The organism is Massilia sp. AB1, from assembly GCF_018119385.1.
GTDB lineage: Bacteria > Pseudomonadota > Gammaproteobacteria > Burkholderiales > Burkholderiaceae_D > Telluria.
In genome coordinates this window covers 55800-77029 of record NZ_JAGKSG010000020.1, presented here as the reverse complement: position 1 = coordinate 77029, position 21230 = coordinate 55800, and the positions used below count along the sequence as shown (strand labels likewise).

Annotated in this window: 20 protein-coding genes and 1 pseudogene; 9 read left to right on the top strand and 12 right to left on the bottom strand. The window is 64.8% G+C overall.

Annotated elements, in window-relative coordinates; translation table 11 throughout:
* The first annotated feature begins 190 nt into the window (after nt 1–190).
* Nucleotides 191–2665, top strand: a complete 2475-nt coding sequence (gyrB, locus tag J8847_RS13375) for a DNA topoisomerase (ATP-hydrolyzing) subunit B (RefSeq protein ID WP_211525205.1) — start codon at nt 191–193, stop codon at nt 2663–2665.
* Nucleotides 2666–2715: 50 nt separating this feature from the next.
* Here gyrB and J8847_RS13370 read toward each other — a convergent pair whose 3' ends face one another.
* Nucleotides 2716–4002 carry an MFS transporter gene (locus J8847_RS13370; RefSeq protein WP_211525204.1) on the bottom strand — a complete coding sequence of 429 codons (1287 nt, stop codon included), beginning with the start codon at nt 4000–4002 and terminating at the stop codon, nt 2716–2718.
* Between the two features lie 189 nt (nt 4003–4191).
* On the opposite strand from J8847_RS13370, the gene J8847_RS13365 reads away from it, so the two are divergent.
* On the top strand, nt 4192–4731 hold the full coding sequence (locus tag J8847_RS13365; protein WP_211525203.1) for a hypothetical protein: 540 nt from the start codon (nt 4192–4194) through the stop codon (nt 4729–4731).
* Between the two features lie 10 nt (nt 4732–4741).
* Here J8847_RS13365 and J8847_RS13360 read toward each other — a convergent pair whose 3' ends face one another.
* The 3 genes from J8847_RS13360 to J8847_RS13350 all read right to left on the bottom strand — a co-directional run bounded on the left by J8847_RS13360 (nt 4742) and on the right by J8847_RS13350 (nt 6945).
* On the bottom strand, nt 4742–5923 hold the full coding sequence (locus J8847_RS13360) for a fatty acid desaturase (RefSeq protein ID WP_211525202.1): 1182 nt from the start codon (nt 5921–5923) through the stop codon (nt 4742–4744).
* Nucleotides 5924–6158: 235 nt separating this feature from the next.
* The gene (gene infA / locus J8847_RS13355; protein WP_211525201.1) at nt 6159–6425 is read right to left on the bottom strand and encodes a translation initiation factor IF-1; all 267 of its coding nucleotides are present in this window, start codon (nt 6423–6425) and stop codon (nt 6159–6161) included.
* 268 nt (nt 6426–6693) lie between these two features.
* Entirely contained in the window at nt 6694–6945 is a 252-nt protein-coding gene (locus J8847_RS13350) for a hypothetical protein (RefSeq protein WP_211525200.1), read from the bottom strand.
* Nucleotides 6946–7219: 274 nt separating this feature from the next.
* On the opposite strand from J8847_RS13350, the gene J8847_RS13345 reads away from it, so the two are divergent.
* Nucleotides 7220–7657, top strand: coding sequence for a hypothetical protein (locus J8847_RS13345; RefSeq protein WP_211525199.1), 438 nt, complete (start codon nt 7220–7222; stop codon nt 7655–7657).
* A 73-nt stretch (nt 7658–7730) separates the two neighbouring features.
* On the opposite strand, the gene J8847_RS13340 is transcribed toward J8847_RS13345, so the two are convergent.
* A complete protein-coding gene (locus tag J8847_RS13340; protein ID WP_211525198.1) occupies nt 7731–8066 on the bottom strand; it encodes a hypothetical protein in 336 nt (111 codons plus the stop codon).
* Nucleotides 8067–8214: 148 nt separating this feature from the next.
* Here J8847_RS13340 and J8847_RS13335 point away from each other — a divergent pair, with 148 nt between their 5' ends.
* Nucleotides 8215–9285: a DUF5700 domain-containing putative Zn-dependent protease gene (locus tag J8847_RS13335; RefSeq protein WP_211525197.1), complete on the top strand. Its 1071-nt coding sequence runs from the start codon at nt 8215–8217 to the stop codon at nt 9283–9285.
* A 4-nt stretch (nt 9286–9289) separates the two neighbouring features.
* Here J8847_RS13335 and J8847_RS13330 read toward each other — a convergent pair whose 3' ends face one another.
* Nucleotides 9290–10390, bottom strand: a complete 1101-nt coding sequence (locus J8847_RS13330; protein WP_211525196.1) for a hypothetical protein — start codon at nt 10388–10390, stop codon at nt 9290–9292.
* A 523-nt stretch (nt 10391–10913) separates the two neighbouring features.
* On the opposite strand from J8847_RS13330, the gene leuA reads away from it, so the two are divergent.
* Nucleotides 10914–12596, top strand: a complete 1683-nt coding sequence (gene leuA / locus J8847_RS13325) for a 2-isopropylmalate synthase (RefSeq protein WP_211525232.1) — start codon at nt 10914–10916, stop codon at nt 12594–12596.
* A gap of 133 nt (nt 12597–12729) precedes the next feature.
* Here the strand turns inward: leuA and J8847_RS13320 are convergent, their stop codons facing one another.
* Entirely contained in the window at nt 12730–14367 is a 1638-nt protein-coding gene (locus J8847_RS13320; RefSeq protein ID WP_211525195.1) for an ATP-binding domain-containing protein, read from the bottom strand.
* A 185-nt stretch (nt 14368–14552) separates the two neighbouring features.
* On the opposite strand from J8847_RS13320, the gene J8847_RS13315 reads away from it, so the two are divergent.
* A complete protein-coding gene (locus tag J8847_RS13315; protein WP_211525194.1) occupies nt 14553–15293 on the top strand; it encodes an SDR family oxidoreductase in 741 nt (246 codons plus the stop codon).
* Between the two features lie 55 nt (nt 15294–15348).
* Nucleotides 15349–15978, top strand: coding sequence for an HAD hydrolase-like protein (locus tag J8847_RS13310; RefSeq protein WP_211525193.1), 630 nt, complete (start codon nt 15349–15351; stop codon nt 15976–15978).
* A gap of 10 nt (nt 15979–15988) precedes the next feature.
* Here J8847_RS13310 and J8847_RS13305 read toward each other — a convergent pair whose 3' ends face one another.
* Together J8847_RS13305 and J8847_RS13300 are read right to left on the bottom strand one after the other, a co-directional pair.
* Nucleotides 15989–16210, bottom strand: coding sequence for a hypothetical protein (locus J8847_RS13305; protein WP_211525192.1), 222 nt, complete (start codon nt 16208–16210; stop codon nt 15989–15991).
* Nucleotides 16211–16266: 56 nt separating this feature from the next.
* Nucleotides 16267–17502: an RtcB family protein gene (locus tag J8847_RS13300; protein WP_211525191.1), complete on the bottom strand. Its 1236-nt coding sequence runs from the start codon at nt 17500–17502 to the stop codon at nt 16267–16269.
* A 140-nt stretch (nt 17503–17642) separates the two neighbouring features.
* On the opposite strand from J8847_RS13300, the gene J8847_RS13295 reads away from it, so the two are divergent.
* Together J8847_RS13295 and J8847_RS13290 are read left to right on the top strand one after the other, a co-directional pair.
* Nucleotides 17643–18704, top strand: a complete 1062-nt coding sequence (locus tag J8847_RS13295; protein WP_211525190.1) for a lipid A deacylase LpxR family protein — start codon at nt 17643–17645, stop codon at nt 18702–18704.
* A gap of 81 nt (nt 18705–18785) precedes the next feature.
* The gene (locus tag J8847_RS13290; RefSeq protein ID WP_229429715.1) at nt 18786–19190 is read left to right on the top strand and encodes a hypothetical protein; all 405 of its coding nucleotides are present in this window, start codon (nt 18786–18788) and stop codon (nt 19188–19190) included.
* Nucleotides 19191–19368: 178 nt separating this feature from the next.
* Here J8847_RS13290 and J8847_RS13285 read toward each other — a convergent pair whose 3' ends face one another.
* The 3 genes and pseudogenes from J8847_RS13285 to folE all read right to left on the bottom strand — a co-directional run bounded on the left by J8847_RS13285 (nt 19369) and on the right by folE (nt 21122).
* Nucleotides 19369–19974 (bottom strand): phosphatase PAP2 family protein, encoded by a 606-nt coding sequence (locus J8847_RS13285; protein WP_211525189.1) that lies wholly within the window; start codon nt 19972–19974, stop codon nt 19369–19371.
* 170 nt (nt 19975–20144) lie between these two features.
* Nucleotides 20145–20420 (bottom strand): annotated as a pseudogene (locus J8847_RS13280) (transposase); the annotation flags it as partial.
* Nucleotides 20421–20543: 123 nt separating this feature from the next.
* Nucleotides 20544–21122 carry a GTP cyclohydrolase I FolE gene (gene folE / locus J8847_RS13275; protein ID WP_211525187.1) on the bottom strand — a complete coding sequence of 193 codons (579 nt, stop codon included), beginning with the start codon at nt 21120–21122 and terminating at the stop codon, nt 20544–20546.
* Between the last annotated feature and the right edge of the window lie 108 nt (nt 21123–21230).

Here is a 21230-nt window from a genome sequence, read left to right as displayed (position 1 = left end):
ACCGTCGGCCGAGACACATTGTTACCTCGTCGTTCCGGCGCAGGCCGGAACCCAAGTTTGCTGATGCGCACGCAACTTGGATCCCGGCCTGCGCCGGGATGACGGTTCAAGCTGTAGCTCTCAAAAAGACTGCAGCTTGAATCACCCGTTTTATAGAAAGCAGTCCATGTCCGAGAATACCCAAGCTCAAATGTCCGCCCCGAAGGGCGATGAATACGGCGCCTCCTCGATTCAGATCCTGGAAGGCCTGGAAGCGGTCCGCAAGCGTCCGGGCATGTACATTGGCGACACCTCGGACGGTACCGGCCTGCACCACCTGGTGTTCGAAGTGCTGGACAACTCGATCGACGAGGCGCTGGCCGGCTTCTGCTCCGAGATCCACGTCACCATCCACTCCGACAACTCGATCTCCATCACCGACAACGGCCGCGGCATCCCGACCGGCATCAAGATGGACGACAAGCACGAGCCGAAGCGCTCGGCGACCGAGATCGCGCTGACCGAGCTGCACGCCGGCGGCAAGTTCAACCAGAACGCCTATAAAGTGTCGGGCGGCCTGCACGGCGTGGGTGTGTCCTGCGTGAACGCACTGTCGAAACTGCTGCGCGTGACCGTGCGCCAGAACGGCAAGGTGCACCAGCTGGAATTCGAGCGCGGCGTCCCGCTGAACCGCCTGATCGAAGTCGTCGACGGCGTCGAAGTCTCCCCGATGAAGGTCATCGGCGAGACCGACAAGCGCGGCACCGAAGTGCATTTCTGGGCCGACGAGGAAATCTTCACGACCGTCGAGTTCCACTACGAGATCCTGTCGAAGCGCATCCGCGAACTGTCCTTCCTGAACAACGGCGTCAACATCAAGCTGAGCGACCAGCGCACCGGCAAGGAAGAAGTGTTCGCCTTCGAAGGCGGCACCCGCGGCTTCGTGGAATACATCAACAAGGCCAAGACCGTCCTGCACCCGACCGTGTTCCAGGCGACCGGCGACCGCCTGTCCGACCAAGGCACCAACATCTCGGTGGACGTGTCGATGCAATGGAACGACGCCTACAACGAACAGGTGCTGTGCTTCACCAACAACATCCCGCAGCGCGACGGCGGAACCCACCTGACCGGTCTGCGCGCGGCGATGACGCGCGTGATCAACAAGTACATCGACGAGAACGACTTCGCCAAGAAGGCCAAGGTCGAGATCTCGGGCGACGACATGCGCGAAGGCCTGACCTGCGTGCTGTCGGTGAAGGTGCCTGAGCCGAAGTTCTCGTCGCAGACCAAGGACAAGCTGGTGTCGTCGGAAGTGCGCGGCCCGGTCGAAGAGATCGTGGCGAAGACGCTGACCGACTTCCTGATGGAGAAGCCGAACGACGCCAAGATCATCTGCGGCAAGATTGTGGAAGCAGCCCGTGCGCGCGAAGCGGCGCGCAAGGCGCGCGACCTGACCCGCCGCAAGGGCGTGATGGATGGCCTGGGCCTGTCCTCGAAGCTGGCCGACTGCCAGGAACGCGACCCGGCGCTGGCCGAACTGTACATCGTCGAGGGTGACTCCGCAGGCGGCTCGGCCAAGCAGGGCCGCGACCGTAAGTTCCAGGCCATCCTGCCGCTGCGCGGCAAGGTGCTGAACGTGGAGAAGGCGCGCTTCGAGAAGATGCTGTCGTCGGAACAGATCACCACCCTGATCGCGACCCTCGGCACCTCGATCGGCCCGGACGAATTCAACGTCGACAAGCTGCGCTACCACCGCATCATCATCATGACCGACGCGGACGTCGACGGCGCCCACATCCGTACCCTGCTGCTGACCCTGTTCTACCGCCAGATGCCGCAGCTGGTCGAGCGTGGCCACGTGTATATCGCGCAGCCGCCGCTGTACAAGGTCAAGGCCGGCCGCGACGAGCGCTACCTGAAGGACGACGTCGAAGAGGCGAGCTACATGATGACGGTGGCGCTGAACAGCGCGTCGCTGATCCCGCGTGAAGGCGCAGAGCCGATCAACGGCGAAGCTCTGGGCGAGCTGGTGCGCCAGTACAACCTGGCCAACGCCATCATGATGCGCCTGACCCGCGTGATCGACCGCGCGGCGCTGACCGCGATCATGAGCGGCGTGACCCTGGACATGACTTCGCTGGAGAACGCCGAGGCTTCCGCGCGTGCGATGGAAGCGGCGATCAAGGACCCGGCCGTCAAGGTCGTGGTGCGTTCGGACGAGCTGTCGGAGAAGTATTCGCTGCGTATCGAGCGTATGCGCCACGGTAACGTGCAGGTGACCGCCATCGATGCGGACTTCGTGCAGAGCAATGACTACGCCGTGCTGGCCAATGCGGCAGCCACCTTCCAGGGCCTGATGGGCGAAGGCGCGATCATGCGCCGCGGTGAAGGCGAGAAGATGAAGGAGTTCGCGGTGCGCGAGTTCCACGAGGCGATGATCTGGCTGCGTGAAGAAGCGGAACGTGGCGTGACCAAGCAGCGTTATAAGGGTCTGGGCGAGATGAATCCGGAGCAGCTGTGGGAAACCACGATGGATCCGACCGTTCGTCGCCTGCTGAAGGTGCAGATCGAGGACGCGATTGCGGCGGACCAGATCTTCACTACCCTGATGGGTGATGAAGTGGAACCGCGTCGTAACTTCATCGAGACCAATGCACTCCAGGCAGGTAACATCGACGTTTAAGCGTCGTCCCTACCAAGCAAAAGGCCCAGCACTGCTGGGCCTTTTTATTTTCAGTTCTGCTCGGGAATGGGCCGGACTACCAGGAATTGATACGACATCGCACCAAGGAAGGCGATGCCTGCACCAGTCAGCAACGCGGGGACAAACGACCAGCTCTGCGCGATATAACCGGTCAGGATCGGCGCCAGCGCGCCGCCAAGGAAACCGCCGAAGTTCTGAATGGCGCCGAGCGAGGCGATGCGGCTGCGAGGCGCCACCGCCGTGGCCAGCGACCACGAACACGCCGACGAAGCATTCGCGAGGAAGATGACGATCGAGATGCAGGCCACGGCCACCGTGTTGCTCTCGACTAGGGCGGCCGGAATCGTGAACGCCACCATGCCCAGCATCGACGCCACCACCGCCTTGCGGCGCCCGGTCACCGGCGATTCCGCATGCCGGGTGACACGATCAGAAGCCCAGCCGGCCACCAAGGCGCCGGCGAAGCCGCACAGGAAGGGGATGGAGGCGGCGAAGCCAGCCTGGGCCAGATCCATATGGCGCTCGGTGCGCAAGTAGCCCGGCAGCCAGGTCAGGTACACCCAGTTGAGGTACACGGAGCCAAAGAAGCCGAGCAGCATGCCCCAGGTGGCGCGGTGCCGGAACAAGGCGCGCCAGGACGCAAAGCTGGTCTTCGGCGCAGCCTCGGTGGATTGGCCCTCGTCGAGGTAGGCACGCTCGGCATCTGACAACCGCTCGCGGACCGGATCGCGATAAAGGGCCACCCAGACCACAGCAGCCACCAAGCCAAGCGCGCCGGTGACGAAGAAGGCCCAATGCCAGCTGGTCGCCATGATCAAGGGCGTCAGGCAGATCGGCGCGAGCGCGACGCCCAGTGGCGATGCCGAGTTGTAGACACCCGTCGGCGTACCGCGCGCGCGCAGCGGGAACCAGTTGCTGACGACCCGCGCCGCGGCCGGGAACTGCGGCGCTTCGCCGATACCCAGCACGATCCGCGCAAGCACGAACCAGCCGAAGGTCGACACCATGCCGCCGGCAGCCTGCGCCAGCGACCACAGCACCAGCCCCATGCCGAGCAGCCAGCGCGGGCCGATCTTGTCGACCAGCGCTCCGACCGGGAGCTGGCAAAGCGCATAGCTCCACGAGAAGGCCGACAGGAGCAGGCCCATCTGGCCGAGCGAGAGGTCGAGATCCGCGCGAATGTATTCGTTGGCGACGGCCAGCGTGGCACGGTCCAGGTAATTGATGACACCCGTGACCACCAGCAGCACAAGGGCCAGGGTTTGACGACGACGGATGCGTGGCGGGGTTACTTGATTAGCGGAAATATCGTTCATTGCAGGATGCTACCAAACGAGGCGCTCCAGGGGCGAAAGATATTGAGCTCTCGAAAGACCACGTGCCTTTCATACGACAGATCCACGCTCCCACCCTGCCCAGGGGCGCTTCGATTGCCGGAATGCATCCCGGAATCCGTGGACGATATTGCTATAGTGGCTCACCACAACCAGCCGGAGCCCATCCCCATGCGACTTCGAAAAGCCGCCGTCACGCTCGGCGGAAGCCTGCTTCCCACACTCGCGGTCGCCGCTCCCGATATGCAGGCAGCGGCGTTCATGGATATCTACGCTTCGCACTGCATCAAGTACCTGCACGATTTTGATGGCCTGCGCAAGCAACTGGGCGCCGCGCCCCAGCTGTCGGCCGACAAGGCGGCGATGTTCCTGAAGGGCTCGAGCGGCAAGGCCTGGATGGTGCCCAGTCCACATGGGCAGTTCATCCTCGTCATCAATACGGAAAAGAAGCTGTGCGCGCTGTACGCGAAGACCGTGCCCGCGGCCGCGGCACAGGAATTGTTCGAGAAGGTCGTCGGCAATGCGCCCGCCCCTTTCCGCAGCGAGAAGAAACGGGCCAGTTCAGCCACCGCCAACGGCAGCGTCAACAGCACCGTGGCCTATGAATGGATCAAGGACGATTCGCAGGCCAAGCCCCTGTTCTCGCTCACCGTCACCACCAGCACTACAAGCGTCGCTCAGGGCGTGGCGATTGCCGCCATCGGACACTAGCAATGCCGGCTCAGGCATAGGCGCGCAGCTCGCGCGCAAAGGAACGCAGCTGCGGGCACATCGCCCTGGTCGCGCGGGCGCACCATCCGGACAGGGCTTCGCGCAATTGATCCTCGGTGGCGAGCGAGCGCTGCCACAATGCCGCCAGCTGCACACGCAAGGCCTGGACGTGGCGCAGTCTTTCGCTGGCGCCCAGCAGCATGCTGAGCTTGGATTGTTCGTCCGCGTCCAGGTAGCCCGGGTCGCGCGCAAGCAGGCGCAGCGCCATGCGGCGGCTGATCCCGGCAGGGAGTGGCATGTTGCGCAATTCGCGGTTCCAGACCGGCGCCAGGCGCTGCGACAGCGCAGCCATCACACGTGCGCGATTGGCGAGCACCGCGCGCAAGGTGTGGTCGTCCACTTCCGTATGCTTGTAACGAATGCGCGGCGCCACCGGCACCGGCCTGGCCTTCGCCAGGCCGAGACACTGCAGGAGCCGGATGTACATCCAGCCCGCGTCGAACTCGTACCATTTCACCGACATCTTGGCCGAGCTGGCAAAGGTATGGTGGTTGTTGTGCAGTTCCTCGCCGCCGATCAGGAGGCCGATCGGTACGATGTTGGTCGCGGCTTCCGCGCAATCGAAATTGCGGTAGCCGATCGCGTGCCCGGCCCCGTTGATGACGCCAGCCGCGAGCATCGGAATCCACAGCATCTGGATTCCCCAGACCGACAGGCCGATCACGCCAAACAGCGCCACATCGAGGATCAGCAGCACGCCCACGCCCTGCCAGGTCCAGCGGCTATACAAATTGCGCTCGATCCAGTCGTCGGGACAGCCGGCCGCATAGCGGTCGATCGCAGGCTTGTCGCGACTGGCGGTGCGATAGAGTTCGGTGCCGCGCAGGAGCACGGTGCGCAGGCCCACCAGGCGCGGACTGTGCGGGTCGCCCTCGCGCTCGCAGAACGCATGGTGCTTGCGGTGGATGGCGACCCATTCGCGTGTGACCATACCCGTGGTGAGCCACAGCCAGAAGCGGAAGAAGTGGCTCGCGATGGGATGAAGGGTGAGGGCGCGGTGCGCCTGGTGGCGGTGAAGGTAGACGGTGACGGCGATGATAGTGATGTGGGTCGCCACCAGCGTGTAGGCGACAATGCCGATCCACGATGCGTGCGTGATGCCGGTGTCCAGGAAACGCAAGAACTCTGTCATCGCCTTCTCCTCGTGCGGATCGGCGTCGCGCGTGCACCGTAGGCACTGCGTGCCGTCCCGTGTTACTGCGCCATCCGGACTTGCGCCGGACGGCGATCGCATGAAAGGCCAGCGTGATGGCTACCGCGGATGCGGCCGCGCTGGCGGCGGCCATGCACAGTATGCGCGTTTTTCAGCGCGGGCGCGCACGCCAGATCAAGCGATTCGGGAGGCCGCGAGGGCCCCGCGGCGAGATTTAACGACGGCGCGGGGGACCGCTGCGCGGACCGGACGGGCCACGGTTTTCGATATGGCGGAACACGATCCTGCCCTTGTTCAGGTCGTAAGGCGACAACTCCAGTGTCACGCGGTCGCCGGCCAGGATGCGGATGTGGTTCTTCTTCATGCGGCCTGCGGTATAGGCGATCATCTTGTGTCCATTGTCGAGGTCGACGCGGAAGCGCATCTCGGGCAGGACTTCGGATACCAGGCCATTCATTTCAATCAGTTCTTCTTTTGCCATGCGGCTCTCCAATAGCGTTGAGGGAGCGTGCGCGGGCACGTTCCAGGGACATTGCGGAATGCGTCGCGAGCTAATGCAGGTCGCGAAGTGAAAGGGCCTGGCCGGGAGCACAGGAGGAGGAGAAAACAGTCCGCATGCCGCGGACGTCGTTTCAAGTGATGCGTGCAGGTCGTCGCTCGAACGCGCACGTCAGGTGCGTGCTGGAGCTATGAGTAGTACCGCCAGTATAGCAGCAATGACTCCTCGCCGCACAAAACCCAACAATTGCTTACATCAATTGGCTGGGCTCTTCATGGGTGGCGGTCGCCTGTTCCGCTTCGATGGACTGGTTCAGCTCGGCGCTGTCTTCGGGCACCGTTTCGGGCGGGTCGAGCATGTCGGCAAGCATGGCCTGCAGCTCTGCCGTATCCCATGGCTGGTTCGCCTTTTGCTGGCGGTGGATGTAAGACGTGATCTGCCGGTCTTGCTCGGCTGAAAGCGGCAATCCATGGAAGGTGGACTGCGGCGACGAATCGTTCATGATGCCTCCCTGTCTGGCCAGGGTGGTCAGATTCCTTCACTATACGCCCCGCGCGGCGCGGCGGCGCACGACTGCCGTCCAGTCACACCACAATATGAAGGCGTCCACAAGCCCGCTTTCCGTGCTAGGATTCCGCCTGGGCTGAGCAGGACGCCCACTCTCGCGAAAGCCAGCGCACCTGCCAACGTTGTCCACTACGTTCGTTTTAGGTTCATACCTTCCAATCATGGATGCCGCAGCGAGAACGGTATGCAAATGTGAAAAGGAATCTGGTATGCACTCGCCATCCCATCCATCGGCCTCTCCCGAGACCAACACCGACTTCCTGCGTCGCTACGCGCGCCTCATGCTGCGCGCAGCGCGATCGGAGCAGCCCAGCAAAGCCCTGCCCGTCGTGCGCCGCGTGCATGCGGCGCGCGCAGTTCCGGTCGAGCGCGTGACCGAGCTCTATCATGTGCGCGAGACCCTGCAGCTCAAGCACATGTTCCGCACCCTCGCGATCGAGCTGGGTTACGACAGCTGGGACGCGTGCAAGCGCGATATCGAGCGCCAGCCGGCGGAGATGCTGGACCGCTTCCGACTGGACCTGGGCGCCTTCGGCGATTACGAGCACATCTGGTTTTCAGACTTGCCGTCTGCGCAGACCTGGCAGCGCGAACATGGCGGCCGCGTTGTCACGTATGGCAGCCAAGCTGTCGTAATGGCGACTTAATAATTCAGCATCCCCATCAGACGCCGGGGCCGCATGATCGCCCCATGCGGCCCCGGCTGGAATGCAATGCCCTTTACTCCTGAATGAGCGTCTTTCCCTCAGACGACCGGCGTTCTGATTCGATCTGCGGTTCATATTGTGCCAATCGTCGTTGAACGGCGGCGCTGCTCCTGTACTTCTTCTTCAGTGAAGCCAGCTTCCGGTCACTGCCTCTGCAGAATTTCTTGAGCTGCAGATTTACCTCTCTCATTCGTTCGTGCTCTTCCGGATCAGGAAGCTCTCCACGAAACCGATCGCACGTGTCCCTCTGTTCGATAAAATCCTGCACGTCCTCGGGCATTTGCTCGGTTGCCGGCAGGGGTGGCGCGATAATCAGGGAGATGAATAGCGCCGATATCTTTTTCTTCATGCGCCATGTTCCAGTATCGGACCGATATCTCTCCATTAAGGGCCATTCACGAATCGATGTATTGAGCTGCTTATCATGACATGCAGATATTCACTATTGATGAGCCTTTCTCTACAATCGCCCGCACCGATCCGATTCGAGGAGACACATGAAGTCCGCCATGCTCGCAGCCCTGTTCAGCATTCCCCTTCTCGCCCTGCCCTCCGCACATGCCGCCAGCCCGGCGCAAGCCAGCCAGGCGCGCACCCTGGGCGGCCTGGAATTCGTCTTCGACTACGAATTGGCCCGGCTGGTCAGCCAGTCGGTCGCGGCAGGCCAGTTCAACGATGCGGCGATCGCCGCGATCCGCGCCCATCCGGCCAGCGCGGCGATGGTCAAGAAGATGAAGCTCAAGAGCATGGACGAGCTGATCGTCCACCTGCGCGAACTGTCCGCGAACCCGAAGACGAAAGCGGCGGCCGAGCGGATCCGCGATCGCCTGGCCGATGAGGGCTATGCACCGCTGGCGAACGAAGTCACGCGCATGCTCAAGCAATATGTGCCCGCTCAGTTCGCCGGCCGCTTGCGGGTCTATTTCATCTTCGGCGGCAATGCGGGCGGCTTCACCCTGGACGAGACCCCGAACGATGTCTACGTGAACCTGGCGCGCATGGCCGAAGCGAGCACCCAGGATCTGGCGGAACTGGTTTCGCACGAGCTGTTCCACGGCGTGCAGGCGTATGTGATGCCCCCGGTGCCGCGCCCCTCGGCGGACACGGCGGCGTCAAGCCTCGGCCCGGTCTGGGCCCGCCGGCTGCTCAACGACCTGCTGCAGGAAGGGACCGCGGAACTGTTCACCCATCCGCTGGCCGACCGTCCCGCGAACGGCTACTCGACGCGCAGCAAGACGCGCATCGAGCGCAACACCAAACGCATGGACGGCATCGTGACCATGGTCGAGACGATCGGCCTGCGGCTGCTGGCCAATCCGCCGCGCGACGAGCATGGCTACGAAGCGATTTACGGGCTGCTGTTCTACGGCACCTTCGACGAGCCGGCCTACGACCTGGGCTGGATCATGGCCAGCACCATCGAGCGTCACGACGGCAAGGCGGCGGTGTTCGCGCTCCTGAAGGGAGAGCCCAAGCAGTTCCTGCTGCGCTACCAGGAGCTGGCGCAGCAGGACGCCAAACTGCCGAAGTTCAGCGACGAGTTCGTGCGCGCGGTGCGCGCGCTGTGAACGCTCAGGGCAGGACGATCTTGACGATGGCGTTGCCGGACGTGACGTAGAGATTGCCCTTGCCGTCGGTGACGATGCCGCGGACCTCGGCCAGGCTGCCCGGCAGTCCGCCGGGGGTCAGGACATTGGCCCGCGTCGTGCCCGCCAGGGTCGTGACGACGCCGGCCGGCGTGATCTTGCGCACCAGGTTGTTGGTAGTGTCGGCAGCGTACACGTTCCCTTTCGGGTCCACGGTCAGCCCCACCACCTGCTCGAAGCGGGCGGCCGTGCCGGTGCCGTTCGCCGCACCCTTGGTGCCCGGCGCGCCCGCCAGCCCCGTGAGGGTCATCGTATTGAAAGAAGTCAGCGCCCACTTGCTGATCCTCCCGTCCAGGTCGTACAGGTAGGTGTTGCCGTTGGCGTCGGTCGCCACGCCGCGCGGCAGCAGCTGCCGCGTGCCGGACAGGCCGTTCACCACCGACTGGCCCTCCATCATCACGAATTCCTTGTTGGGAGCCAGCCTGCGGCTGCCATAGGCATTGGTGATGAACAGGTTGCCGTCGGCGTCGAGCGCGAGCGCGCCGGCTGCCACGTCCGGGATGCTGCCGGGGGCGACGCCCGTTCCGATCGGCAGCGTCGAGTAGGTGCTCACTTGTCCGCCCGTCGTGATGCTGCGGATATTCCGGTTGTCGGCGACGAACACCGTACCGTCCTTGTTCACCGCCACGGCCACGGGATTCTCGAAGCGCGCATTGGCGGCGCTGCCGTTGGCGGTCCCGGTCATCCCCGCCGCACCCGCCATCGTGGTGACCACGCCGGCCGGCGTGATCTTGCGGACCGTGGCGTTGCCCGTGTCGGCGACGTAGAGGTTGCCGTCGGCGTCGATGGCGAGCCCGCGCGGATTGTTGAAGCGCGCGGCCGTTCCGGTGCCGTCCATGGTGCCGTTCACCGATGCGTCTCCCGCAAAGACGGTCATGGCGGTCGACTGCGGCGGAGGATCGTCGTCGTCGTCGCCCCTGTCCTTCGGGATGCCGTCGCCACACGCGCTACACAGCAGCATCAGCGCGGCCGCGCCAATCAGGTTCAGACGCAGGCGGGCGGCCGGGGTGGCGGGTTTGCAACGCATGGAGATCTCCAGAGGAAGTTGCCGAAGATGCTAGCACGCGGCGCCCCTGCCCGCCTATGCCCCGGCCATGAGACACGCATAATCTGCGCCCCGCCAGCGTGGCCGCCTTCCCAGGGAACTTCTTTAAATCCCATACTTTCTTCGCCACACTCGACTATTATCCGCTTGACATACGGTCCAGCATCCCATAAAGTCGAAATTATGTCCTTCCCACTGCATCTGTCGACTTCCCTACCTGCTGCCGGCGCACTATCGCTGGCCGCCCTGCTACTACGCGCGTAATCACCGCCGCCCCGTCCGGCCACCGCCGGCCTCCCCAGCAGCCAGGAAAGTTGTACCGATGTCACCCAATCTCCGTATCGCACCGTCGCTTCGTCATCCAGGGCTCCTCCTGGCGGTCGGCATGCGCGCGCAGTTCCGCCTGCTGCTAAAGCTACCGATCGGTTGCCGGGCCTAGCGTTCGTGGCCCGTCCGGCAGCCTCCGCCACACATTCCCCCTTGTGACCACCATTCAGGAGCACCGATCATGTTGAAGAACCCCGCCGCCAAATACCGTCCTTTCCCCGCCGTCGACCTGGCCGACCGCCAGTGGCCCAGCCGCCGCATCACCCAGCCGCCGATCTGGATGAGCACCGACCTGCGCGACGGTAACCAGGCCCTGATCGAGCCGATGAGCCCGGAAAAGAAGCTGCGTTTCTTCGAGATGCTGGTCAAGGTCGGCGTGAAGGAAATCGAAGTCGGTTTCCCCTCTGCCTCGCAGACCGACTTCGATTTCGTGCGCATGCTGGTCGAGGAAAACCGGATTCCGGACGACGTCACCATCATCGTCCTGACCCAGGCGCGCGAAGAGCTGATCCGCCGCACCGTGGAATCGGCGGTCGGCGCCAAGCGCGCCATCGTCCACGTGTATAACTCGGTGGCGCCGGTGTTCCGCCGCGTGGTCTTCAACATGGAGCGCGACGAGATCGTGCAGATCGCGGTCAAGGGCACGCAGCTGATCAAGGAGCTGGTGGCCCGGCATCCGCAAACCCAGTGGGGCCTCGAGTATTCGCCGGAGTCCTTCTCGACCACCGAGCTCGATTTCTCCAAGCAGATCGTCGACGCCGTCAGCGCCGTGTGGCAGCCGACACCAGGCAACAAGATGATCGTCAACCTCCCCTCCACCGTGGAAGCGGCCACGCCCAACGTGTACGCCGACCAGATCGAGTGGATGTGCCGCCACCTGGAGCGCCGCGAGTCGCTGGTCATCAGCGTCCACCCGCACAACGACCGCGGCACCGCCGTGGCGGCGGCCGAGCTGGCGGTGATGGCCGGCGCCGACCGCGTCGAGGGCTGCCTGTTCGGTAACGGCGAGCGCACCGGCAACGTCGACCTGGTCACGCTGGCGATGAACCTCTACACCCAGGGCGTCGATCCGGGCCTGGATTTCTCGGACATCGACGCGGTGCGCCAGCTGGTCGAGGAATGCAACCAGCTGCCGGTGCACCCGCGTCATCCGTATGCGGGCGACCTGGTGTTCACCGCGTTCTCGGGCTCGCACCAGGATGCGATCAAGAAGGGCTTCGCGCAGCAAAAGGCGGATGCGATCTGGGAAGTGCCCTACCTGCCGATCGACCCGGCCGACCTGGGGCGCAGCTACGATGCGGTCATCCGCGTCAACAGCCAGTCGGGCAAGGGCGGCATGGCCTACCTGCTCGAGCAGGAATACGGCCTGCAGCTGCCGCGCCGCCTGCAGATCGAGTTCTCGCGCGCCGTGCAGCGCGTGGCCGACGAGAGCGGCCGCGAGATCGCGGCGAGCGACCTGCACGCGCTGTTCGCGCGCGAATACCTGGAGCAGGACGAGCCGTATCACTACATCGGGCACCGCATGACGGAAGCCAGTGGCGAGGATGTGCAGCTGGAGGTCAACGTGGCGCGCCATCATGCGCCGCAGGCGTTCAAGGGAACCGGCAACGGGCCCATCGATGCGTTCGTGAACGCGCTGGGGCTGGAGATCCGCCTGATGGACTACCACGAGCACGCGATCGGCTCGGGGGCGGATGCCAAGGCGGCCTGCTATGTGGAGCTGCGCGTGGGGAATGGGCCGACCTTGTTTGGGGTCGGCATCGACAGCAATATCGTGACGGCGTCGTTCAAGTCGGTGCTGTCGGCGGTGAACCGGCATGTGGCGGCTTCGGGGGTGGAAGCGGGGAAGATCGCGGCTTGAATCGCGTTCGGGTACTGCTAAGGAACTTGGGTTCCGGCCTTCGCCGCAACGACGGTCTTGAAGTTAGAGGCTAACGCAAACAACGTCGTCCCGGCGAAGGCCGGGACCCAAGTTCGCTCCGCAGCCAATAACTTCAATGAACGCTGACCCGATCCAGTATCTGCACCGACGCCCTCTCGCTCATCACCAGCACCAGCTTCAGCCTCGCCCGCGTCATCCCTACGAACAGCTTGCGCAAGGACAGCTCGTCGAGCTCCTCGAAATCAATCTCGGTAAAGATCAGCGCCGGCGCCGACTGCCCCTTGAAGCGGTACACCGATTCCGCCAGCAGCCCCCCTTCGCGGAACAGCGGATTCCCGAACAAGTCATACCCGCCCGTGAACGAGCGCAGCGTGTGCGCGTCGCTCAGCTTGTCCAGCTTGAGGATGGTCGACTTCTCCCTCCCCCGGAACGAACAGATCGCGATGTCCTGCCGCCCGAACCCGGCCGCCAGGCACAGGGTCACCGCGCGCCGCGTCTGCGACAGCATGGCTTCCGTATCGCCTTCCGGATAAGTCAGTTCCTCGATATCCGCCCCCTTGAACGGACTGCCCGCCTCCACCGGCTGGCGCGCCGCGCCGATCGAGGTGAGCATGTCCACGATCTGGCGCGGGCTGCGGTAGTTGGTGTTGGAGTGCAGGGTCACCCAGCCCGGCAGCGGCACCATCTCGCGGCCATATAAATTCTGGTCCGGGTCCTCGAGCCAGATCGCGCGTCCGCCTTCCTTCAGCATGCGCAGCACGATGTCGCGCCACACGGTCGAGAAATCCTGGCCCTCGTCCACGATCACCACGTCGTACTGCCAGGTCTCCGGCAGGTCTGCCGCCGCCAGCGACTTCTCGATCTCGGTCCAGACCTCCGGCGAGGAATAGTCGGGCGTCAGGTCCTGGGCGCGCAGCCAGGCGTCGCACAAGGTGTGGAAGGTGGCGACCCGTCCGCCCGCCGGCACCAGGCGCTCGATGTGGTCGGCCAGGGGCCGGTTGAAGCAGACGTAGAGCGGGCGCAGGCCGGCGTCGATCGCGGCCGTGAATTCGGCCAGCGCCAGCTGGGTCTTGCCGCTGCCCGCCGTGCCCACCACGCGCAGGCGGAAAGGCTCGAACTCGAGACGCCGCGCCCAGGTGGCCAGGCCGCCCGACAGGCGCGTCACCATGCTCACCGCGTGGCCGATCATCGAGCTCGGGTCGGGCCGCAGGTTCAGGGTGTCGCCCAGGAAGCGCGTCACCTTGTCGAATTCGTCGGTCTTGGGCGTGAGCGGCAGGGCCTCGCGGATCACCCGCGCCAGTTTCGGCTTGTTGGTGGCGTCGATGATGTGGTGCGGGTCGATCCCGGCCAGCTGCTGGTCGCGCACGATGTAGTCGGGACAGTAGAGCAGGTAGTCGATCGACAGCTCGCCCTGGTAGCGCTTGGTCAGGCCCTCGATGGTGGACAGGATCTGGTTGCGGATCTTGCGCGGCTTGCCCAGGTAGTTCTTGACCAGGCCGTCCTTGGTCTCGGTCAGGAAGCCCGCCACCTGCTCGATCACCAGGATGCGCCCATTCGGCGCCACCACGATGAAGTCGATGTCGCCGTAGACCGAATAGCCCTGCTCGACATTGGTCCAGTGCACCCCGTGATACACGTGATAGGGCGCGTCGGACAGGCGCTGGTCGAGGTAGGCGAGGGTTTCGATCTCGCGCGCTGCGGCGCCGGTCACGGACATCTCGCGCCAGCCGGCAGGATGGATGTAGGCCATAAGTGGTCAACGCCTCCTCAAGAGAATTGACACTATTGTAAGGCTGGGCGTCCCGAAGAAACACACAGTTGAACAAGGACTTATTGTTAAGGAATATGGAATGAAGATGCGCATACAGAGGCAATGATCTTTTTCGGCTAACAGTCCATCATGTATCCATCCATTCAACGAAACCAGGAGGAAACATGAACGCCAGGACACAACAAGTCGCCATCGTCACCGGGGCCTCGCGCGGCATCGGCGCCGCCATCGCCTGGCGGCTGGCCGAGGACGGCTACAAGGTGGCCGTCAACTACGCCGGCAATGTAGAGGAGGCCGAACGGACGGTAGAGGGCCTGCAGGCCGCCGGCCATGTGGCGCTGGCGGTGCGCGCCGACGTGTCCAGGCCGGACGAGGTGCGCGCCCTGTTCGAGACCACGGAACGCGAGCTGGGCAAGATCGATGTGCTGGTCAACAATGCGGGCATCCTCAAAACCATGCCGCTGGCCGAGACCACCGACGAGCTGTTCGCCCAGACCTTCGCCGTCAACGTACAAGGGACCTTCAATACCTTGCGCGAAGCGGCCCGGCGCATGAACGACGGCGGGCGCATCGTGAACTTCTCGACCACCGTGGTGGCCACCAGGCTGCCGGGTTATGCGGCCTACACCGCCAGCAAGGCGGCGGTCGAAGCCCTCACCGGGATCTTCGCCAAGGAGCTGCGCGGCCGCCAGCTGCGTGTGAATGCCGTGGCGCCGGGGCCGGTCGCCACCGAATTATTCTTCAACGGAAAAACCCCGGAACAGATCGAGTACTACGCCAGGATGCCGCCGCTAGAGCGCCTGGGCGAGCCGGAAGACATCGCCAGGGTCGTATCCTTCCTGGCCGGGCCGGATTCGGGCTGGGTCAACGGGCAAGTGCTGCGCGCCAATGGCGGCCTGGCCTGAGCGCCGGCGCTGGAGGACTTTATAATTCGGCTATTTCCGACTCCCGCGCACACGCATGTCCATTCGCCTGGCGATCTTCGACTTCGACGGCACCCTGGCCGACTCGTTCCCCTTCTTTATGAGCGTGTTCAACGAGATCGCCGACCAGCACGGCTTCCGGCGCGTCGATGCGCAGCAGGCCGAGCGGCTGCGCCATTACGGGCCGCGCGACATCATGCGCCACGTGGGCATGCCGGCCTGGAAGCTGCCGCTGGCCTCGCGTTCCTTCATCGAGCGCATGCGCGAGAATACGGCGCGCATTCCGCTGTTCGACGGCGTCGGCGAGATGCTGCGCGAGCTGGTGCGCAGCGGCCTGGAACTGGCCGTGGTGTCCTCGAATTCGGAACAGAACGTGCGCCAGGTGCTGGGCCCGGACCTGGCGGCGCTGGTGCGCCAGTACGAATGCGGGATGTCGGTGTTCGGCAAGGCCGCGCGCATCCGCAAGGTGCTGCGGGTGGCGGGCGTGGCGCCGGCCCAGGCGCTCTATGTCGGCGACCAGACCACGGACGCCGACGCCGCGCGCAAGGCCGGCGTGGCGTTCGGGGCGGTGAGCTGGGGCTATGCGCCGATCGAGGCCCTGCGCCGCAGCGAACCCCAGCACGAGTTCACCGCACCGGGCGACCTGCTGTCGCTGCGGTGCGCCTGAGCGCCCCGGCTCAGGCGCCAAAGCCCGCGTTGCGCTCGACGGCGCTGCGCACCGCGGTCACGAGGCCGGCATAGGTCGTGTCGCGGCACAGCGCCGCGTCTTCCCCCGCGCAGGGATCGTGGCCGTGGCCGGCCTCGCCGGCAGGCGCCGGCAGGAGGGAACGCGGCCCGCGGCGCATGCGCTCGGGGGCGGACGTGCGCCGCCCGCTGGTCAGCTTCTGGTCGTCTTGCATGGCATTGCTCGCTTAAAAATCGCGGCGCCTTGTCGCGTCCGCGCGGTCGGAAAACCTTATCCCTTCACGCACACCACCTGCTTCAGGGTATGGACCACTTCCACCAGGTCGCGCTGGGCGTCCATGACGGCGTCGATGTCCTTGTAGGCCATCGGGATCTCGTCGATCACGCCCTCGTCCTTGCGGCATTCCACGCCGGCGGTGGCGCGCTCCTGGTCGGCCAGGGTGAAGCGCCGCTTGGCTTCGGTGCGGCTCATCAGGCGGCCGGCGCCGTGGCTGCAGCTGTTGAAGCTCTCGGGATTGCCCTTGCCGCGCACGATGAAGCTGCGCGCGCCCATCGAGCCGGGGATGATGCCCAGCTCGCCCTCGCGTGCCGACACCGCGCCCTTGCGCGTGACCAGTACATCCTTGCCGAAGTGGCGCTCTCGCTGCACGTAGTTGTGGTGGCAGTTGACCGCCTCCACGTGGGTCTCGAAAGGCTTCCTGATCACGCTGCGCACCGCGTGGACCAGGTTGTGCATCATGACTTCGCGGTTGATGCGGGCGAATTTCTGCGCCCATCCCACCGCCTCGACGTAGTCGTCGTAGTGCTGCGTGCCCTCTTCCAGGTAAGCGAGGTCCTGGTCGGGGAGGTTGACCATGTGGCGCCGCATGTCCTGGCGCGCCAGTTCGATGAAGTGGGTCCCGATGGCGTTGCCGACGCCGCGCGAGCCCGAGTGCAGCATCAGCCACACGAAATTGTCCTCGTCCAGGCAGACCTCGACGAAGTGGTTGCCGCTGCCGAGGGTACCCAGGTGCTTGTAGTTGTTGCTGCCACGCAGCTTGGGATACTTGCGGCAGATCTCGTCGAACTCGTCCTTGAGCTTCATCCAGCCGGCCTCGGCAGCAGGCGGCGGATTGTTCCAGGAACCCACGTCGCGGCCCTTGGCGTTGCGCGTCTTGGGCGACATGCCGTGCGGGATCGCTTGTTCGATGGCACTGCGCAATTTGCTCAGGTTATCGGGCAGGTCGTCCGCGCGCAGGGTGGTCTTGGCCGCCATCATGCCGCAGCCGATGTCCACGCCCACCGCCGCCGGGATCACCGCGCCCAGGGTCGGGATCACGCTGCCGATGGTCGATCCCTTGCCAACATGGACGTCCGGCATGACGGCGACGTGATGGAACACGAAGGGCAGCTGCGCCAGCCTGGACAGCTGTTCCTTCGCTTCCGCCTCGACCGGCACGCCGCGGGTCCACATCTTGACCGGACGTCCCTTGGCGCCGCCGAGCAGTTCGTACGCATTCTGGTCCATGCGGCCTATCATCGCGTAATTCGAAAATTGGTGGAGTCCTGCTGAAACGCGTCCCGATCGGCAGCCTGGGCTGTTGCAGATCAAACACATCCTGCGCGCAAGTTCGACACTGAAAGAGATTTCGAACAAAGGGGGCGTCCATGCCGAGCTTGCTATCCCGCCTTGCGGCCCTGCCGCTGCCGCTGTCCACCGCACTGTTATGCGCAGCATGCTGGTCCGGCCCCGCCGGCGCCCAGGACTCGGGCTTCGTCACCTACGAGAACGACAAGTTCTTCAATACCGACCGCTACTACACCAGCGGCATCCAGTTCGCGTCCCGCCACGCCCAGGACACACGCTTGCCCGGCGAACGCAGCTTCACGGACGGCCTGTGCCGCTGGCTCGGCTGCGCCGATGCGCGCCTGCTGTTCACGCAAAACAGTGCCGGGCAGCTGATGTACACACCCGGCAATATCGAGACCCCCAACTACCAGCGCCACGACCGTCCCTATGCCGGCTTTCTCTACCTGGAGCGCGACCACCTGTTCCTGTCGCCCGACGGCAAGGCGCTGACCACGCTGACGGGCCAGGCCGGCTTCACCGGGCGCGCATCGCTGGCCGAGCAGACGCAGAAGTTCGTGCACCGCGTGCTCGACCGTCCGGAGCCGCGCGGCTGGGACCACCAGGTAGGCAACTCGCTGGCCTTCGTGCTGTCGGTGGAGCGGCGCCACGCGCTCTCCTTCCTGTCCGGCGACATCGGCCCCGGCGTGCAGCTGCGGACCAATGCCTACTGGCGCCTGGCCGCCGGCACGCTGATGAGCTATGCCGCCGCCGGCCTCACGGTGGCGATCGGCAAGGACTTGCCGGCCGTATCGCCGATGCCGCCCGGGATCACGCACAGCCTCAGCAGCGGCAAGCAGGACAGCTCCTGCCTGTGGGACTGGCTCCAGTGCACCGCCTTCGCCGGCGTGGAAGGGCGCTACATGGCCTACAACCTGTTCCTCCAGGGCCGGCCCTGGCGCGACGATCCGGACGTGCCGCCGCGCCGCAAGGTGGGCGACCTGATGGCCGGCCTGCGCCTCGATTTTCCGCACACGCGCGGGACCGGCCACGGTCCCTGGTTCATCCAGTTCCGCGCGACCCGGCGCTCGCCCGAGTTCTGCTCGCCGTGCCGGGTGCCGCGCCATACCTTCGGTTCGCTGACGGTGGGTACGGACTTCTGAGGCCGCTCGCGCCTTGCGTGCGGCCGGTGGCGCTTCTATACTCGGCGGGAAATGCACTGTTGCATTACCGAACGGACTCCCATGCGCCTACCCTTCATCTTCCTGGCTCCCCTGTTCCTGGCCGGCTGCATCAGCGAAACGGCCAGCTACGCCATCGACGACCGCCAGCACGCCCTCATCGTGCGGATCGACCAGGACTATTTCTGGAGCAAGCGAGCCAGCCTGCGCCTGATCGTCTCGCGCATGCCGGACTGCCAGCGCCAGATGGAACTGGGCGAAGTGCGCCTGCCCGGCCTGGAAATCGAGCTGTTCGACAACGGCAACGGCACCTATACCCTGCGCGCCGACGACGAGGCCTGGCAGGTCGAGACGCGCGGCTGCACCCGGCTGGAAGCCCCCGAGGCCGACGCCGTCACCGGCCAGGCGCTGGGGGTGTTCCACCTCGACGCGGACAAGAAGCTGGTGTTCGAGAAGCCGGAAGAGTAAAGCAGGCCCGCGCCGCTATTGAAATTAGTTAGCTTAAAGACCGTCGCCCCGGGACTCGGCGTCCCCCTTGGCCGGGGCCCAAGTTTGGCGTCTCGGTAACTTTGCGGAACTTGGGTTCCGGCCTCCGCCGGAACGACGTGTGAATGCTAACTAAATATAGTTAGGGCACGCGTCCCGCTCAAGGCCGCAGCCAACCGCGCCCGATCGGCAGCGCCAGCACGCGCCGGTACAGCGTTTCGAGCGCCGGCAGCAGGCCTGCGCAGGCGGCGCGGGCGGCCGGCGTATGGGCCAGAAAGGCCATCGTTCCCGAGACCAGCAGCGCACCGGCCATGTCCTTCGGCCAGTGCACACCCAGGTAGATGCGCGACCAGGCCACCACCAGGGCCAGCGGCAGCAGCGCCAGGCCCAGGCGGCGCGCCAGCGGCACGGCGCTGAAGGCCAGCACCAGCGCCACCGAGAAGATGCTGGTCGCGTGGTCGCTCGGGAAGGAGCTGTCCGGGTCGTGGAACAGGAAGGTATGCCCCGCCCCGGCCACGAAAGGACGCGCGCTGTACCACAGCTGGCCGATCAATCCGTTGAGCGCCAGCGCGCACACCGCGGCCAGGCAGGCGCGCAGCGCCACTTCGCGGCCCGCGCCGCCGCCCGCCCACAGCAGCACCAGCGACAGCGGCATCAGGAAAATCAGCCACTCGGCGGCGAATACCGCGCCCAGCAATTGCCAGCTGCTCAGGCCGGCGTGCGCGTTCAGCGCGGAGTATGCGATCAGGTTCCAGTGCTCGACCATGGCTTTTGCTAACAATTTGATAAGTATCTTGTTAGCTTAGCTCAAGTGTTCCAGCGAACTATGTGAAAAGTGCAACAGAGTGTGACAGAAATATTACATCTTCGCCGACTGCATCAAGTCACCGAATGACGCTGCAGCAGCTTGTGCAGGTGAGACAGTTCCTGCTCGCGTCCGAGTTGCATCAGCACCTTTTCCAGCAGGGTGAGCTGGCCCTCGCGCAGCATGTTCCACTGCGTGAAGTATTCATGCACGGTGCGCCAGGGCGGGAAGCCGGGCGGCAGGCTGCGCCAGGTCGCCCCGGTCTGCAGGAAATACAGCACCGCGCAGAACACGTCGTAGAGGTCGTGCTTGCGCGGCCGGGTCTTGCGCCGCGCCGCCTCGAGCATGCCGCGGATGCTGTCGAACTCGTCGCGCGAGATGTCGCTTGGGTATGCAGGGCGGTCCATGACAGCAGCCTCCAAAACATCTTGGAGGGCCGTGATATGGAACAGGTTCCCGGTTGAGGCGGGGATGCGCCGCGGCCGGGCGGCCGGCGCCGCGGGAGGCGGAAGTGCGCCGGCAGTTCGCGATTACGCGCCGCGGTCGTCGCGCGCCAGCGACAGGAACTCGGTGCGCAGCGCCAGGTTCGGCTGCAGTTCGCCAAGCATGGCCGAGGTGATGGTTTCCTCGCCAGGGGTGCGGATGCCGCGGCTTTCCATGCACATGTGCCGGCACTTGATGACCACGCCGACCGCCTTCGGCTCCAGCACTTCCATCAGCGCGTTGGCGATCTGGATCGTCAGGCGCTCCTGCACCTGGAGGCGCTTGGCATAGATGTCGACCAGGCGGGTGAGCTTGGACAGACCGACGATCTTCCCGTTCGGCAGATAGCCGACCGTGGCGCGGCCGAAGAAGGGCGCCAGGTGGTGTTCGCAATGGCTGTAGACTGGGATGCCGCGCACCACGATCAGCTCGTTGTACTCCTCGGCGCCGTCCTCGAAGGCCTTCAGGACTTCCACCGGGTTCTGGTCGTAGCCGGAAGTCCAGTGCTTCCAGGCTTTGGCCACGCGCGCCGGTGTTTCATGCAGGCCCGGGCGGTCGGGATCCTCGCCAAGGCTGGCGAGCAGGCGGCGCCAGTCGTGTTCGGTGAAAGCTTCTTTGTCAGACATGGTAAATCCTAGAAAATCGATTGCCGCAAGTATATAGAAAATGCGGGTAGCCGACCCGCTCCTGCCAATTTCTTGAGCACGATCAGGTCAGCAATACCACAAGCGGCG

Bases quoted from the DNA above. Each gene is read 5' to 3' on its own strand.
- J8847_RS13320 (WP_211525195.1), bottom strand. From the start codon at position 14,367: ATGGCCTACATCCATCCTGCCGGCTGGCGCGAGATGTCCGTGACCGGC.
- J8847_RS13290 (WP_229429715.1), top strand. From the start codon at position 18,786: ATGCGCCTACCCTTCATCTTCCTGGCTCCCCTGTTCCTGGCCGGCTGC.
- J8847_RS13365 (WP_211525203.1), top strand. From the start codon at position 4,192: ATGCGACTTCGAAAAGCCGCCGTCACGCTCGGCGGAAGCCTGCTTCCC.
- gyrB (WP_211525205.1), top strand. From the start codon at position 191: ATGTCCGCCCCGAAGGGCGATGAATACGGCGCCTCCTCGATTCAGATC.
- J8847_RS13315 (WP_211525194.1), top strand. From the start codon at position 14,553: ATGAACGCCAGGACACAACAAGTCGCCATCGTCACCGGGGCCTCGCGC.
- J8847_RS13370 (WP_211525204.1), bottom strand. From the start codon at position 4,002: ATGAACGATATTTCCGCTAATCAAGTAACCCCGCCACGCATCCGTCGT.
- J8847_RS13360 (WP_211525202.1), bottom strand. From the start codon at position 5,923: ATGACAGAGTTCTTGCGTTTCCTGGACACCGGCATCACGCACGCATCG.
- J8847_RS13310 (WP_211525193.1), top strand. From the start codon at position 15,349: ATGTCCATTCGCCTGGCGATCTTCGACTTCGACGGCACCCTGGCCGAC.
- J8847_RS13300 (WP_211525191.1), bottom strand. From the start codon at position 17,502: ATGGACCAGAATGCGTACGAACTGCTCGGCGGCGCCAAGGGACGTCCG.
- J8847_RS13340 (WP_211525198.1), bottom strand. From the start codon at position 8,066: ATGAAGAAAAAGATATCGGCGCTATTCATCTCCCTGATTATCGCGCCA.
- J8847_RS13305 (WP_211525192.1), bottom strand. From the start codon at position 16,210: ATGCAAGACGACCAGAAGCTGACCAGCGGGCGGCGCACGTCCGCCCCC.
- J8847_RS13335 (WP_211525197.1), top strand. From the start codon at position 8,215: ATGAAGTCCGCCATGCTCGCAGCCCTGTTCAGCATTCCCCTTCTCGCC.
- J8847_RS13295 (WP_211525190.1), top strand. From the start codon at position 17,643: ATGCCGAGCTTGCTATCCCGCCTTGCGGCCCTGCCGCTGCCGCTGTCC.
- J8847_RS13285 (WP_211525189.1), bottom strand. From the start codon at position 19,974: ATGGTCGAGCACTGGAACCTGATCGCATACTCCGCGCTGAACGCGCAC.
- folE (WP_211525187.1), bottom strand. From the start codon at position 21,122: ATGTCTGACAAAGAAGCTTTCACCGAACACGACTGGCGCCGCCTGCTC.
- infA (WP_211525201.1), bottom strand. From the start codon at position 6,425: ATGGCAAAAGAAGAACTGATTGAAATGAATGGCCTGGTATCCGAAGTC.
- J8847_RS13330 (WP_211525196.1), bottom strand. From the start codon at position 10,390: ATGCGTTGCAAACCCGCCACCCCGGCCGCCCGCCTGCGTCTGAACCTG.
- J8847_RS13350 (WP_211525200.1), bottom strand. From the start codon at position 6,945: ATGAACGATTCGTCGCCGCAGTCCACCTTCCATGGATTGCCGCTTTCA.
- J8847_RS13345 (WP_211525199.1), top strand. From the start codon at position 7,220: ATGCACTCGCCATCCCATCCATCGGCCTCTCCCGAGACCAACACCGAC.